This window comes from Prevotella conceptionensis 9403948, assembly GCF_000312305.1.
Taxonomy (GTDB): Bacteria; Bacteroidota; Bacteroidia; order Bacteroidales; family Bacteroidaceae; genus Prevotella; species Prevotella conceptionensis.
Map to the genome: position 1 here is coordinate 43774 of NZ_HE999443.1, position 15413 is coordinate 59186.

The 15413-nt window shown below is 47.6% G+C and carries 11 protein-coding genes and 1 pseudogene; 9 read left to right on the top strand and 3 right to left on the bottom strand.

Translation table 11 applies throughout. From position 1 onward, the window contains the following. The 7 genes from BN93_RS00125 to BN93_RS00155 all read left to right on the top strand — a co-directional run. Positions 1–567, top strand: a 567-nt coding sequence (locus tag BN93_RS00125; RefSeq protein WP_044259271.1) for an MMPL family transporter, incomplete at its 5' end; no start/stop codon positions are given. 1117 nt (positions 568–1684) lie between these two features. Next, positions 1685–2218, top strand: a complete 534-nt coding sequence (locus BN93_RS00135) for an RNA methyltransferase (RefSeq protein WP_044259272.1) — start codon at positions 1685–1687, stop codon at positions 2216–2218. A 250-nt stretch (positions 2219–2468) separates the two neighbouring features. Further along, positions 2469–2927, top strand: coding sequence for a lipocalin-like domain-containing protein (locus BN93_RS00140; protein ID WP_019186318.1), 459 nt, complete (start codon positions 2469–2471; stop codon positions 2925–2927). A 328-nt stretch (positions 2928–3255) separates the two neighbouring features. Continuing rightward, positions 3256–3387, top strand: coding sequence for a hypothetical protein (locus BN93_RS18910; RefSeq protein WP_019186319.1), 132 nt, complete (start codon positions 3256–3258; stop codon positions 3385–3387). Between the two features lie 320 nt (positions 3388–3707). After that, positions 3708–4808 carry a redox-regulated ATPase YchF gene (gene ychF / locus BN93_RS00145; protein ID WP_019186320.1) on the top strand — a complete coding sequence of 367 codons (1101 nt, stop codon included), beginning with the start codon at positions 3708–3710 and terminating at the stop codon, positions 4806–4808. 144 nt (positions 4809–4952) lie between these two features. Beyond that, positions 4953–5795 carry a prolipoprotein diacylglyceryl transferase gene (gene lgt, locus BN93_RS00150; RefSeq protein ID WP_019186321.1) on the top strand — a complete coding sequence of 281 codons (843 nt, stop codon included), beginning with the start codon at positions 4953–4955 and terminating at the stop codon, positions 5793–5795. Between the two features lie 89 nt (positions 5796–5884). Beyond that, positions 5885–8266, top strand: a complete 2382-nt coding sequence (locus BN93_RS00155) for a glycoside hydrolase family 2 TIM barrel-domain containing protein (RefSeq protein WP_019186322.1) — start codon at positions 5885–5887, stop codon at positions 8264–8266. Positions 8267–8639: 373 nt separating this feature from the next. On the opposite strand, the gene BN93_RS00160 is transcribed toward BN93_RS00155, so the two are convergent. From BN93_RS00160 to greA, 3 genes are all read right to left on the bottom strand, one after another. Beyond that, positions 8640–9017 (bottom strand): fluoride efflux transporter FluC, encoded by a 378-nt coding sequence (locus BN93_RS00160; protein ID WP_019186323.1) that lies wholly within the window; start codon positions 9015–9017, stop codon positions 8640–8642. A 991-nt stretch (positions 9018–10008) separates the two neighbouring features. Then, positions 10009–10410 (bottom strand): HIT family protein, encoded by a 402-nt coding sequence (locus tag BN93_RS00165; protein WP_019186324.1) that lies wholly within the window; start codon positions 10408–10410, stop codon positions 10009–10011. A 55-nt stretch (positions 10411–10465) separates the two neighbouring features. Beyond that, a complete protein-coding gene (gene greA / locus BN93_RS00170; RefSeq protein ID WP_019186325.1) occupies positions 10466–10930 on the bottom strand; it encodes a transcription elongation factor GreA in 465 nt (154 codons plus the stop codon). Positions 10931–12909: 1979 nt separating this feature from the next. Here greA and BN93_RS00180 point away from each other — a divergent pair. Further along, a complete protein-coding gene (locus BN93_RS00180) occupies positions 12910–13395 on the top strand; it encodes a peroxiredoxin family protein (protein ID WP_019186328.1) in 486 nt (161 codons plus the stop codon). Positions 13396–13941: 546 nt separating this feature from the next. Beyond that, positions 13942–15413 (top strand): annotated as a pseudogene (locus BN93_RS00185) (DUF6029 family protein); the annotation flags it as partial.

A 15413-nucleotide genomic window follows, 5' to 3' on the forward strand; every position in this document is an offset into this window, starting at 1 on the left:
GTGCCTTCGGCGCAGGCCGATAGCGTGGCGGCGGCCTTTACATCCACGCCTAATGCCGAGCGTTGGGCGTTCACCTTGCCCAGTCTTAACGCCACGATAGCCAACTCGCTGTCGCAGCATTTCAACTATATCGGTTGGGTTTGCGGTGCTATTGTCTTCGCTTTCCTCTGGCTTTCGTTCCGCAAGTTTAAGCTTGCACTCATCGCCTTCATGCCTATGGTGGTGTCGTGGCTGTGGATTTTGGGTGCGATGCACCTTTTAGGTATGCGTTTCAACTTGGTGAACATCATCTTGGCCACCTTTATTTTCGGTCAAGGCGACGATTATAGCATTTTTGTTACCGAAGGATTGATATACGAACGACGCCACGGCCGCCCCATGTTGGCGGCCTATCGCAAGGGCATTTTGCTCTCGGCGGCCATCATGTTCATCGGCATGGGCTCGTTGGTTGTGGCTCGTCACCCCGCTTTGCATTCGCTTGGAGCAATAACCATCGTGGGCATGGGCGCGGTTGTGGCCCTCACCTATGTTGTTCCGCCATTGCTGTTTAAATGGTGGGTAAGGTAGGTGCGGCCTTATTCAATCCCTAAGATGCACCTTGTTTTGTCCACTTTTCAGCAAGGATTTTAACATGATGAGTGCGATTTTTGCTCGCAATCGTCCGCCTTGCCGCATAAAATCGATTCTCGCGGAGGTTTGTTTCGGTACAAAAAGGGGTAGTATGTGAATGTCGGCAAAATGTATTTTTATTTAATAAAACCGCCATTTGCACTAGATTTTGAGCTGTTCGCAGCAAAAAACAGTGCATTTAGCACCAAAACGCACTGCAATTTGGTGCAAAACGCACTGCGTTTTGGTGCTAAATACCGTGCGTTTTGGTGCTAAACGCAAGATAAAATGGTGCTAAATGCAGTGCGTTTTGATGCTAAACGCGAGGCGAAAAGCATAAACATCCACGCCAATTGTATAAATATAAGCTGTTTTAGTCATGTAATACATGCCTAAAAAGGGCAAAATAGCTGTTAAAAAGTGGGTTTTTAGGGTCTAAAACGGGGTAATTGGGAGCAAAAAAATGAGAGTTGGCGGCCAAATAGAAAGGCTAAATGGTGCAAAATGCGGGTGAAATTCTTAAAAATAGACTAACGTGGAAACCTGTAAAACGGAAAAACACGGCAAAATACATGCAAAATGGCCGCTCACTTCGCTAGAAGGGGCAACGAAAATAATGTGTTTTGTAAAATCTATCGTAAGATTATGGGGCTGTGAGTTGATGAGGTCGTGAGTTAATAAGTTATTGAGTTGGTAAGTTTGTGGGCTAGTAAGCTTGTTAGATGGTAGGTATATGGGTAGGTAAGTGTATGGGTTTGTGAGTTAGTAAGTTAATGAGTGGGTAAGATTGTGGGTTGGTAAGCTTGTAAGATGGTAGGTATACGGGTGGGTAAGTGTTTTTAGTTTGTGTTACTTTTCATGGCATAACCACGTTTTGCCGCTGATAAATGGGACAATATTTCAAATTATATCGTAACTTTGTCTGGTACTTTGTACAGGAGAAGTGTGCTTATCTTGGTTTGTTTTTTCGCAACACAAAGATAATAAGTCCCACTCAATTGATGGAAGTCTTAAAAGTAAAGGCGACTTCAACGCTCAAACTGAACAACTCACAAACTAAAAATAATATTGAGCTTTGCGTAAATTAAAAACCATAGAAATGCACCGCTTGACGGTGGACGAATTTAAAGCAGCCAGCAAGTTGCCGCTAGTGGTGGTGTTAGATAACGTACGTTCGTTGCACAATGTTGGTTCGGTGTTGCGTTCGTGCGATGCCTTTCGTGTTGAGGCCGTCTATCTTTGTGGCATCACGGCAACACCGCCAAGTGCCGAAATCCATAAGACGGCTTTGGGCGCGGAGGATAGTGTGACATGGAAATACTTCGCCGAAACCACCGATGCCGTTGACGAATTGCACGCCAATGGAACTAAAGTGTTTGCCGTGGAGCAAGTGGCAAACGCTACCATGCTACAAAACTTAGAAACCAAGGGGGGCGAACGTTACGCCGTTGTGCTGGGTAATGAGGTGAAAGGTGTGCAACAAACAGTGGTAGACCGCTGCGACGGATGCCTCGAAATACCCCAGTTTGGCACTAAACACTCGCTCAACGTGTCGGTTGCGGCTGGAATTGTGGTGTGGGAGTTTGCTAAGAAGATTGGCAATAAGTGAGTTGGCGCGTTAACTTGTCAACTCGTCCACTTGTCTTCTTGTCAACTCGTCCACTTGTTTACTTTTCTGTTAATCTCTTCTTACAAACCGAACACTAGTTGTTACAATCTGAATAATCTGCAAGACACTTTATATCTAATCTAGATTTTTAACACAAGGAGCAACAGAAAAAGCCCTCGCTTTTCTTTTTTGGTTACACAAAATGTCGTATCTTTGCAAACGATAAAAGTATTTATTAAACATATCAATCATGAAAAAAACAACATTTGACAAGGCCCTGTTGGGCTTTCTAGCCCTAGTAGCCATCCTTTTTATGGGAGTTACCTTCTCGTCATGTTCAAGCGACGACGACGAAGTGCCAGTTAAGAAAAAGAAAGAAGTTAGTGCCATCGTAGGAACTTGGAAACAAAACATCGCAGAGAAAGTTGGCGAAGAGAATGGTGAGGTAGTACCTGAGAAACCCGGTCCCGTTTACGAAGTCTACAAAGAAGACGGTACTTACTTAAAGACCAACGACCTCAACAATAAAGAGGCAAAAGTGGAGGAAGGAAAGTTTACCGTTAAGAACGACTCACTATTTGTTGAAGTGCAAGAAGAAAAGGCTGTGCGCAAAGACGCCTTCAAGTTCACTATTAATGAAAATAAACTGTCTAAACAGCAGAATAACGAGGAGATAGCAACTTACACCAGGTTTAAAGTGACCCCCTGACCAGGGTAAATACAAGAAAAGCATGATACGCCGACTGATGCCGGCGGACATTGGCAGTGCAGACATCGCGAGATGTCTGCCTGTTTGCCATGATAAACGTTGAATATCTGCAACCAATGGCATCATCAAGCGTTGATGGGGCTGCATAAAAGCGGGCCTAACCCCACGCTGTAGCCGCTTAAAAACGCCTTTGAATATGAAGAATGGGGCTGCATAAAGCAAGAGCAACCCACGCGAGAGCAACCCCAAAAAACCTTTGAATATGAAGAATGGGGCTGCATAAAGCAAGAGCAACCCACGCGAGAACAACCCCAAAAAAACTTTGAGTATGAAGAACAGGGCCGCACAAAGCAAGGACAACCCTACGCAAGTGCAACCCCAAAACACCTTTGAGTATGAAGAACGGGGCTGCATAAAGCAAGGACAAGCCTACGCAAGAGCAACCCCAAAACACCTTTGAATATGAAGAACGGGGCTGCATAAAGCAAGGACAACCCTGCGCAAGAGCAACCCAAAAACACTTTTGAATATGAAGAACAGGGCTACATAAAGCAAGGACAAGCCTACGCAAGAGCAACCCTAAAACACCTTTGAATATGAAGAACAAGGCTGCATAAGGCAGGGACAACCTTACGCAAGAGCAGCTAAAAGACACTTTCGAATATTAAAATCAGCCACTTATCATAGACTCTTTGCCGCAAACCATACCACTTTTATTCGTGTTTCTCGAATTTCTACACTAACTTTGCACATTATATATATAATTGTAAACAACAAGACATGTCATTAAAATGTGGTATAGTAGGGCTGCCCAACGTGGGCAAGTCCACCCTCTTCAATTGCCTTTCAAGTGCGAAGGCACAGGCAGCTAACTTCCCTTTCTGCACCATCGAGCCCAATGTGGGCGTTATCACCGTGCCCGACGAACGCCTAACACGCCTCGCCGAGATTGTTCATCCTGGCCGAATTGTGCCTGCAACGTGCGAAATAGTAGACATCGCAGGCCTTGTTAAGGGCGCATCAAAAGGCGAAGGACTGGGAAATAAGTTCTTGGGAAACATCCGCGAAACCGATGCCGTGATACATGTACTGCGTTGTTTCGACGACGAAAACATCACACACGTAGACGGAACCATCGATCCCATACGCGATAAAGAAATAATCGACACCGAATTGCAACTGAAAGACCTCGAAACCATCGAGGCTCGACTGGCCAAAGACCAAAAGGCTGCGGCTGCAGGAAACAAGGACGCCAAGCTGAATGTTGCCGTACTGACGGCCTATAAGGAGGTGTTGGAGAAGGGAATGAACGCCCGCAACGTGACATTCGAGAGCAAAGAGGAGCAGCAAGCCGCACACGAACTCTTCCTACTTACCGCAAAACCCGTGCTGTACGTCTGCAATGTAGACGAGGCCGCGGCCAAAACAGGCAACGATTACAGCCGAAAGGTGGAAGAAGTGGCAAAGGCCGAGGGTGCCGAAGTGCTGGTTATTGCAGGCAAAACAGAAGAAGACATCGCCTCGCTAGAAAGCTATGAGGACAAGCAAATGTTCCTTGATGAACTGGGTTTGGAAGAAAGTGGCGTTAATCGACTTATCAAAAAGGCCTACGCCTTGCTCAATTTGCAAACCTTTATCACGGCCGGCGAGATGGAAGTAAAGGCTTGGACCTACCACCGAGGTTGGAAAGCGCCCCAATGTGCAGGCGTTATTCACACCGACTTTGAAAAGGGATTTATCCGCGCAGAGGTTATTAAGTACGACGATTACATCGAATATGGGTCGGAATCGGCCGTGCGCGAAGCCGGAAAGTTAGGCATCGAGGGTAAAGACTACGTGGTGCAAGATGGCGACATCATGCATTTTAGGTTCAACGTATAGTTATCTTGCAGGGCGAAGTGGGCTGCAATCATACCCGATGTGCGCCTATCTCTCGCCCCGCATCATCGTATATGGCCTGCGAAAATGACATAGAACGCGTTGCACAAACCCCATTGCGCACGCCTAAAATCTAAATAAAGACAAATGTTATCACACCTTAACTACATCCTTTGGAACCCCGATGTTGAGGCTTTTCACCTCTTTGGGTTCTCCGTTCGCTGGTACTCCTTGTGCTGGCTCATTGGTCTTGTGTTGGCCTACTTCATCGTACAGCGCCTTTACAAGCAGCAAAAGATAAAAGACGAGCTCTTCGATCCGCTCTTCCTTTATTGCTTTTTCGGCATACTTTTGGGCGCGCGACTAGGTCATTGCCTGTTCTACCAGCCCGAATACTACCTAACCAGCTGGCAACACTTCATCGAAATGATTGTGCCCATCCACTTTTTGCCCGCTGGAGGATGGAAATTCGTGGGCTACGAAGGGCTGGCATCGCACGGCGGAACCATCGGACTCATTGTTGCTCTTTACCTATACTACCGCCGAACGCGGCTAAACCTGTGGCAAGTGCTCGATAATATCGCCATTGCCACCCCCATAACGGCCTGCTTTATCCGTTTAGGCAACCTCATGAACTCGGAAATCATCGGCAAAGTAACCGATGTGCCTTGGGCGTTTATCTTTGAAAGGGTGGATAAGATGCCGCGCCATCCGGGGCAGTTGTACGAGGCCATCGCCTATTTCGTGTTCTTCTTCGTGGGTCTTTGGCTCTATCGCAAGCATCCGCAGCGTGTGGGTACGGGTTTCTTCTTCGGACTTTGCCTCACGCTCATCTTCACATTCCGATTTTTTATCGAATATACCAAAGACATACAAGTAGACTTCGAAAGCGGAATGCCCCTCAATATGGGTCAGATACTCTCGCTCCCCTTCATCGCCATTGGCATTTATTGCATGTGCAGAAAAGGCAAGGGGCAAGCTGCAAAATAATGAACGACAGGGCAGAACATGCCCAAAAACTACGGCAACGGCCAAGGAAAAGACCGCCGTAGCTCACTCCATAAACCTCAAAAACAACAATGAAACAAACGCTTATCTTAGCTTTTCTTGCCCTCGCAACGGTTGCGCAGGCGCAAATCAGACAGGAACGAAACCTCGACAAGTGGCAATTCTCGCGCGACGGAAAGGATTGGCAGCAGGTAGATGTGCCGCACGATTGGGCCATAACGGGGCCTTTCGACCGAAAATGGGACATTCAACACCTAGCCATCGAGCAAGACGGACAAACCGAGGCCATAGATCATACGGGACGTTCGGGTGCTTTGCCGTGGATAGGTAAAGGCGAGTATCGTACTACATTCAAAATCCCCGCGGGTACAAAGCATACCACGCTCTATTTCGATGGTGCCATGAGCGAACCCGTTGTCTATGTTAACGGACGTGAGGCAGGTCGTTGGATGTATGGCTACAATGCCTTCCGCCTAGACATTACGCCCTATGTAAAAGCTGGTGAGAACGAAGTTCGCGTGCAGCTAAACAATCAAGAAGAGAGCAGCCGTTGGTATCCGGGGGCTGGTCTTTATCGTCCTGTAACGCTCATAACGGCAGGCGATGCCCGTATAGACCCCTGGGCAACCATTTTTAAAACGCTAAATCTTGCCGGAGACAAGGCACAGCTGTACGTGGAAACGCAGACCACAACGCCCAAAGGAAAGGGTGCAACGCGCGTTGCTATTAAGTTACTCGATACCAATGGTCGCGCCGTGGCGCAGAAAAACCCTGCAGCCAACGCCCAAGGCACGGTCGCTGCACAGCTAAACATAGCCAATGCCAAGGCGTGGAGCCCCGAACAACCCTATCTCTACACGCTTGAAATAGACCTGTATAAAGGCAACAAACTGGCCGACCGCCTACGCCAACGCGTGGGAATACGCACTGTGGCCGTTAGCAAAGAGCATGGTTTCCAGCTAAACGGCCAGTCGCGCAAGTTTAAGGGCGTATGTTTGCACCACGATTTAGGTCCTTTGGGAACAGCCGTTAACAAGGCAGCCATCATTCGTCAGATACGTTTGATGAAGGATATGGGCGTGGATGCCATTCGTACCTCCCACAACATGCCGTCGCAAATGCAAATGCAAGTGTGCGACTCGATGGGTATGATGGTGATGGCCGAGAGTTTCGACGCATGGAAAGAACCCAAAGTGAAAAACGGCTACAACCTGTTTTACGACCAATGGTGGCGTAAAGACCTCGAAAACCTCATACGCGGACATCGCAACCACCCCTCTATCGTGATGTGGAGCATTGGTAACGAAATTCCCGAACAATGGAACAAGGAGGGCGCACAAAGGGCGAAAGACATGACCGACTATTGTCATCAGCTAGACAATACACGCCCCGTAACCTGCGGCGGCGACAATCCTAAGGCCAATACCGAGTGTGGATTTTACGCCGCACTAGATGTTCCGGGCTTTAATTATCGCGTAAACCTTTACGATGAACTTATCTCCAAGCAACGCCAAGGCTTTATCCTCGGCTCCGAAACCACCTCAACGGTGAGCAGTCGTGGGGTATATAAGTTCCCCGTCGACGAGAAAAAGATGGCTACTTATAAGGATGGGCAATGCTCTTCGTACGATGTGGAATGCTGCGGGTGGAGCAATTTGCCCGACGATGACCTGATAGCGCAAGACGATCGCAGCTTTACCATCGGCCAATTTATATGGACGGGCATCGACTATTTGGGCGAACCCACTCCTTATTACTCGTATTGGCCCTCGCGAAGTAGCTATTTTGGCGCGGTAGATTTGGCCGGATTGCCCAAGGATAGGTTCTATTTGTACCGCTCAGTATGGAACGAAAAGCAACCAACCTTGCACCTTTTGCCCCATTGGACGTGGCCAGGACGTGAAGGACAACAAACACCCGTGTGCTGCTATACCAGCTATCCTGAGGCCGAACTCTTTGTTAACGGACAGAGCCAAGGGCGCATCAAGAAAGACAAGGCATCGCGACTAGACCGCTACCGCCTACGTTGGAACAACGTGGTGTACCAACCTGGCGAACTGAAAGTTATTGCTTACGATGCCAACGGTAAACCCGCGGCCCAACAAGTGGTGCGCACGGCTGGCCAACCGCATCATTTGGTGGTGCAGGCAGATAAGTCTTCGCTTGCTGCCGATGGGCAAGACCTGCTTTATCTCACGGTGTCGATGGTGGATAAGGACGGCAATCTGTGTCCCGATGCCGACGACGAACTAACGTTCGACGTTAGCGGAGCAGCCACGTTCAAGGCTGTTTGCAACGGCGATGCCACTTCTCTCGAAATGTTCCACTTGCCCCACATGCGCCTTTTCCATGGCCAGCTGGTTGTTACGGTGCAAAGCAATAAGGCTAAGGGCAAGGTAAAGATGGATGTAAAGGCACCTGCTCGCAACATCTCTACCATCTGGCAGAACTAAGAGGGCAGGGTATAGCCCAGTTTACAAACGGCTACACACATCGGTTAGTGTTATTGGGTGTGTGGGTGCTTATTGGTTTTCCTAGCGTTCCTAGGTTTATTTAAGCCCCATTGTTCCACAGCTTTTAGATAGGCTAACCATCTAACAAACAAAACGGCAAGTGCTTGGTGAACATCCACCAGTCGCTTGCCGTTGTTGTTTATCCCCAATCGGTTCGTTAGAAAAATCCGCTTTCATTTTGCCAAAGGAAACACAGAACGCGCGCAAAGAGTTAACTTGCCAGCCGTATTTCAAATAACAGCGGAAGATTTTCCTAACACTTTGCTTTTAAAATCCGTAACGACTGGTTTCGATTTATGCCTCATTCATGCCGCTAAACCCTGCTTGCCAACCACGTTCCGCAATGAAGAGCCACGAAACCAAGGGCAACACTTGCGCCCAAATAGCCTGCTGCCATAAGGGTTTGGTTGGTTTGCGCCATCCCCGACGTTTCGTTTACCAGCGAACTAAGCGTTGTCAATCCGCCGCAAAAGCCCACACAAACCAGCAGCCTGAACCATTCGCCACCACCAAACGATCGTTGCAGCAGCGTTCCCACAAAGCCGATAACAAGGCATCCCACTACGTTGGCCGCTAAAGTGCCGAGGGGTAGCCCGCCATTTTGTGTTGCTGGCCACAGCCACGACAGCGCGTAACGAAGTGCGCTACCCACTGCGCCGCCCAATGCCACCAGTATAATGTTGCGTATCATAAGCGTTATTGTTTAATGTTTTCTGAGTTTCTCAGTTATTTATTTTGTTTCTTTACCATCCTGCAAACCTTTCCAGGCGATGCACTTGTGCCTAATAAGCCCGATGCCTTATGCGATAAGCCCAGCACTTCAGAGTTTCGTCAGCCCACCAACACTGCTCTTTTTTATGTTCAACGCCCCCTTCTTGGTCTCCTTATTATATATATGGTGCATTTATTCGCAAGCCCCTGTATTATATTCAACGCCACCTTCTTTGTCTCCTTATTTATATATAGCGCATTCATTCGCAAGACATCTAGTTACAAACTTTTGCATCGTTAACCGCGTTTGTAGCCGTGCATAGCCCTCTGTTCACGTACTCAAACGCGTGGCAATATACTACCAACTGGAAGTGTTTGCAGCCTTTCATAGCCCTGCTCACGCATTAATCTCTACCAACCTTGCATAAACCTTCCCAAGCATAGCACATTCATTAGCGAGTTTCCCACCTCATTATGCCCTCACAAAGTTAAGCATTTATTGTTTTCAATACCCACATTTGCCATTGAAAACTTGGTGAAAAACGGGAATAGAAACCTCTTGAAACCTTCTTAAATTCATCATACAATGAAGCAAAAAATATAATCAATTTCCGTAAAACCCCTCTTGAAACTCTCTTAAATCTATCTGTTACGAAGAACAAAGCTACAATATGCACTTTTAGTAGCTGTCATAAAGGAGCAGAAAAGATAAGCAAGACAGCGAAACCAGTTTCCATTTTCCCCCCAAAACAGCAAGTCATATCACTCCCCTCTCCTCTTGGAGAGGGGCTGGGGGTGAGGCTTTCTCTTCCCCTTTTGGGGTATTGAGGTTGTCAGAGGGTGAGGCTTTTTATTGGCTTTTTTATTTTGAGAACAGGTAAACCAAAAAAAGAGTGTCGCAAAGCGCGACACTCTTTTTTCACTTAATTCGAAAACGAGCTGATGAGTAGGCTTTGGTTTAGCCCCTCATACTATTGTTGCGACTTGAATGCCGCATATATCTTATCAGCGATGCTTTGCATTTGCTCAGCAGTAAGTTTCAGTTTCTCTCGTTTAAAGTCGGCGTCCGCCTCCGATTTCAGGGGTAGCAGATGGATATGTGCATGTGGAACCTCCAAGCCCAGCACCACCTGTGCCACTTTAACGCAGGGGCAGGCCGTTTTCACGGCGCGTGCAACGCGTTTGGCAAACAACTGGAGACTGGCCAATTCGTCGTCGTCCATATCGAAGATGTAGTCCACTTCCCTGCGTGGAATAACCAAAGTATGGCCTTCCATCAGCGGGTTGATGTCGAGGAATGCGTAGAACTGTTCGTTTTCCGCGCACTTATAGCTAGGAATTTCGCCTGCTGCGATTTTGCTGAATATATCCATAATGTTAGTTGCGTTTAGGTTATGAGCATTTGTGTGGCTGCCAGATGCAGCAGCTTTAAATCGTAATCTTGTCTATTCTCAATTTGATGGTGCCGCGTGGGATGGTAATTTCCACCTCGTCGCCCTCTTTTTTGTTGAGCAAACCCTGTGCGATGGGCGTTGTGATAGCTATTTTGCCCTCTTTCAGGTTCGCTTCGCTTTCGCTCACAATGGTGTACGTCATCTTTGTTTTCGTTGTGAGATTAGTCATCTGCACCTTCGAAAGAATCTGCACGGCATCACTGCTAAGTCTAGATGTATCAACGATTTTCGCCTCGTTGATGGCCACCTTGAGCTTGTTTATCTTGTCTTCAAGGTGAGCCTGAGCCTCCTTAGCCGCGTCGTACTCCGAATTTTCACTCAAGTCGCCCTTATCTCTGGCCTCGGCAATGGCAGCCGATGCCTTGGGGCGTTCAATGGATTCGAGCCGTCTAAGCTCTGCCACGAGTTTCTCGTAGCCTTCTTGTGACATGTAAGCCATATTCTTTTTAACCTTAAATTATGTTGGTGTTAGTTTTTCCGATGACAAATAACTACAAATTCCGACAGCCTCAAGTTGTCGGAATCATTGATGTTCGTGTTCAACACACCTTCCTGCCAAGCAACGTTTTAGGTCCGCTTTACGTTGCATTTATGGCTTAAAGAAAAAGTCTCATTATTTCTTTGTGTGGATATGGATGCTGCAAAGTTAGGCAATTTTATGCAAAGGGACAAGCCTTGTGTGTAAAAAATGTTTAAATGCGGTGTGTTTTATGTTACGTTTTACCGTTGGCAAGCTGTTTGTTTGCATAGAAAGCTGCATGTCTTCCGCTCTCGTTTGGGTGCTGTCTAAGAGGTTGGTTGGATGGAATTTTTGTGGCCTTGGCGTTCTAATGCGGATGCCATATAAGCCACATCCAGGGTTGGTTAGGTGGAATTCTTGGAGATTTAGCGTTCTAATGCGGATGGTATATATGCCGCATCCTAGGTTGGTTAGATGGAAAGTTTGTGGCCTTAGCGTTCTAATGCGGATGGTATATATGCCACATCCAGGGTTGGTTAGGTGGAATTTTTGGGGACTTGGCATTCCAATGCGGATGCCATATAAGCCACATACAGGGTTGGTTAGATGGAATTTTTGGAGATTTGGCATTCTAATGCGGATGGTATATATGCTACATCTAGGGTTGGTTAGATGGAATTTTTGTGGCCTTAGTGTTCTAATGCGGATGGCATATAAGCTGCATTCAGGGTTGTTTAGATGGAATTTTTTTGGGGTCTTGGATTTGGTTCGGTGTGAATAAGCAGCCGCATAACGCTCTAAATTGGGCATAAAGAGCCGTCTCTTAATCTTTTTCAGCCGTTTCATTTCTGTTAAATGCGTTTCTTTTGTTTTACGAAATGCGTTTTATTTGCCACTCATTCTAGCGAGAAATGGGGCTAAAAAGCATGCATTTAACCGCATTTTTCCGTTTTGTGGGTTCCTATTTTAGTCCATTTTTAAGAAATCCGCCTGCATTTTGCACCACTTTGCCTTTCTATTTGGTCGCCAACTCGCAATTTTTTCAAGTCCAATTACCTGCATTTTACCCCCAAAACTCCACTTTTTAACCACTATTTTGTCCTTTTTAGGCATGTGTTTCATGGTTCTAATAGATTATATTTATACAATTACGACGCATTTTTATGCTTATCGCCCCACATCTAGCGGCAAAAAACACTGCATTTAGCATCATTTTGACTTGCGTTTAGCACCAAAACGCACTGCATTTAGCAGCAAAACGCACTGCATTTTGCATCAAAACGCAGGTCATTTTGCATCAAAACGCACCACATTTAGCGGCAAATATCCCCCAAAGTGGTGTAAATGATGCTTTGTTTAAATAAATATTCATTTTGTCTGCATGAACAACTAGCTCCTTTTTGCCTTAAAATAAACCTCCGCGAGAATCGAATTTTTGCGGCAAGGTGAGCAGTTGGTGGATAAAAACGGCACTTTTCGTGTTAAAATTATTGCTGAAAAGTGGACAAGGGGGTAGTTGGCGAGATGCCAAGTTAACAAGAAGACGAGGTGATTGGGAAGTGGACGAGTGGTTAGGGAGTTGACGAGTTGACAAATAACAAGCGTGCAATAAACAACGCATATCACTCCCCTCTCCCCTTGGAGAGGGATTGGGGTGAGGCTGGTGGATAACAAGTCAACCAGTAACAAGCGTGCAATAAGCAAAGCATTTCACTCCCCTCTCCCCTTGGAGAGGGGCTGGGGGTGAGGCCGGTAGAGGGTGGGGTGAGGCCGGTAGGGTCTTGGGGTGAGGCTGGTAGGGGCTGGGCTGAGCCCAGTTGTGTGTGCCCAGTTAGGCTAAATACCCCCAAAACAAGCCTTAAACTCCAATTATTAACCACGAAACAAATAATCTTTGTAATTTTCTTTTGCAATTTAATTGTTTTTCATTACCTTTGTACACCTATTCAGAATACCACATGAAGAAGCTTTATTTACTTATTGCCGCCATGATGGTGGCCACGTTCGCATGCGCGCAGACGCGTTTGCCGAACATCACACTAAAAGACGTATCGGGTAACGACGTGCGATTAGACACGCTCAGCAACAACGGAAAGCCCATCGTGGTTGCCTTTTTCGCAACTTGGTGCAAGCCATGTAACCGCGAATTGAATGCCATCGACGAGGTGTATAGCGACTGGCAACAGGAAACGGGCGTGAAAATTGTGGCCGTAAGCATCGACCAGGCACAGAACATCAATAAGGTGAAACCGCTCGTAGACGAAAACGGGTGGACTTACCAAGTGTTGCTCGACCCTAACGGAGAACTGAAACGCGCTATGGGGGTGCAGATGATACCCTATACGCTGCTGCTTGACGGTAAGGGAGACATCGTATATAAGCATAATGGATATGCCGATGGGGCAGAAACAGAACTGTACCAGAAGGTGAAAGACTGCTTGTAAGGAAAGATTTTGATGCAGTCTCTTGGGCATCCAACTGTGTTGTTGGGTGCTGTCAAGGGCGAAATATGCTACCCACCTGCGGTGTTGGGAGCCTGGGAGCTGTGTGATTACGCCCAACCGCTAACAGCAATAGCGGACAAATACGCGGTGAACGAAACCTTGGAACTATGTGTTTACGCCCAAACGTTAGCAACAATAGCGGATAAACGCGCGGTGCGGGAGTGTCTTGGTGTCGCATTTCCACACCGTAAAAAGCCCTGTCCATTGGCTCACTATGAACGAACAAATACACCAACAAGAACATTGTGAACAACCATTTTTAATACGCATACGCCAAAATATATGCTTTTGAACAACATGTTTAGAAACCCTTTACCCAACAAACAGCTGCTGTTGCAACCCCGACAACCTAAGTGGATGGGGCTGCCGCTGCAACAAATGCTGGGCATAAAGAAGAAATTTTCGGAACCAAACGCGGTTGCGAAGAGCCACAGGGCCAACTGGAAACCCTGGGGAACAGCACTTGCCATTGCCATATATTGTGCAATGGCCCTGCCCGTTGGGGCACAAGACCAGCCGAAAAAGGGATTAACCCTGCGCGGCTCGATACAAACAGACATGCTTGTGCCCGAAAATGACAAGCAAGCAGGGATAACAAAGGATAACGGAGACTTTCTTAGCAACACTTATGTGGAGCTGGATGCCTCGCTAAAAAACTTCGATGCGGGTGTTCGTTTGGAACACATGCAATATCCCTTGCCCGGTTTCGAACCCGATTTTAAGGGGTGGGGCGTGCCGTATTATTACTTAAAGTGGCAAACACAGCATGTGGAACTAACGGCCGGAACGTTTTATGAACAGTTCGGGTCGGGCTTTGTGCTGCGCACTTACGAAGAACGGAGCCTCGGAATAGATAATTCTTTGCTTGGCGGACGATTGAAGGCTAACCCGCTACCCGGCGTTTACGTTAAGGCCTTGGCCGGAAAACAACGCCGATATTGGGAACATAACCCTGGCTGGGTGGGCGGCGCAGACCTGGAATTGCACATCGAACAGTGGCTGCCAGGCATGAAAGCGCACGACCATCACTTGATGTTGGGTGCATCGGTGGTGAATAAAAACGAACCCGACGAGGTGATTATGGCCGATGCCACCCATCGTTTGCGCCTTCCACGCAACGTGTTGGCCTACGATGTTCGCGCCCAATGGCAGCATGGTGCCTACAACGTGCTGGCCGAATATGCCCAAAAGGGACAAGACCCAACGGCAGATAACGGCTATATCTATCGTCATGGATATGTGGCCATGCTGTCGGGGTCGTACTCAAAGCACGGACTTAGCATGCTGTTGCAGGCTAAACGCAGTGTAAACATGGGCTTTCGCTCGCGCCGAAGTATGGTGGGCATATCGTCGTATGTAAACCATCTGCCTGCTTTCACCCTCGAACACACCTACGCTTTGCCTGCCTTGCGGCCCTATGCCACGCAACCTGAGGGCGAATGGGCCTATCAAGCATCGTTGGGTTACAAGCTAAAAAAGGCACGGCACTTGGTGGACGTTATGGCACGGCTTTGAAGTTGAACTTTTCGCACGTGCATGGCATTGCCAAAAACCATCATGGCGGGAAGGGAACAGACGGTTATGGCTCGGCTTTTTGGGCGTGGGGAGATGCCACTTACTACCAAGACTTGAACGTGCTGGTGGAGAAACGATGGAATCCGGCATTGAAAACCACGCTGATGTACATGAACCAACGCTACAACAAAACGGTTGTTGAAGGCGAGGGGGGCATGATTAACGCCAATATCTTTGTGGCAGACGTGAAGTGGAAGCTATCGCCACGCACCACATTGCGCACCGAGGCGCAGTACATGCAGTCGAAAGACGGCGACGGCGACTGGCTTTTCGGCTTGGCAGAGCTGTCGTTGGCACCCTCGTGGATGTTTACCGTGAGCGACCAATACAACGCTGGCTCTACGCATATCCACTATTATCAGGCGTTGGTTACGTTTGTTCAT

What these genes read in the sequence shown, in the direction of transcription:
- BN93_RS00155 (WP_019186322.1), top strand. Translation starts at nt 5,885, where the DNA reads ATGAAACAAACGCTTATCTTAGCTTTTCTTGCCCTCGCAACGGTTGCG.
- BN93_RS00165 (WP_019186324.1), bottom strand. Translation starts at nt 10,410, where the DNA reads ATGGATATATTCAGCAAAATCGCAGCAGGCGAAATTCCTAGCTATAAG.
- ychF (WP_019186320.1), top strand. Translation starts at nt 3,708, where the DNA reads ATGTCATTAAAATGTGGTATAGTAGGGCTGCCCAACGTGGGCAAGTCC.
- greA (WP_019186325.1), bottom strand. Translation starts at nt 10,930, where the DNA reads ATGGCTTACATGTCACAAGAAGGCTACGAGAAACTCGTGGCAGAGCTT.
- BN93_RS00160 (WP_019186323.1), bottom strand. Translation starts at nt 9,017, where the DNA reads ATGATACGCAACATTATACTGGTGGCATTGGGCGGCGCAGTGGGTAGC.
- BN93_RS00140 (WP_019186318.1), top strand. Translation starts at nt 2,469, where the DNA reads ATGAAAAAAACAACATTTGACAAGGCCCTGTTGGGCTTTCTAGCCCTA.
- BN93_RS18910 (WP_019186319.1), top strand. Translation starts at nt 3,256, where the DNA reads ATGAAGAACAGGGCCGCACAAAGCAAGGACAACCCTACGCAAGTGCAA.
- BN93_RS00180 (WP_019186328.1), top strand. Translation starts at nt 12,910, where the DNA reads ATGAAGAAGCTTTATTTACTTATTGCCGCCATGATGGTGGCCACGTTC.
- lgt (WP_019186321.1), top strand. Translation starts at nt 4,953, where the DNA reads ATGTTATCACACCTTAACTACATCCTTTGGAACCCCGATGTTGAGGCT.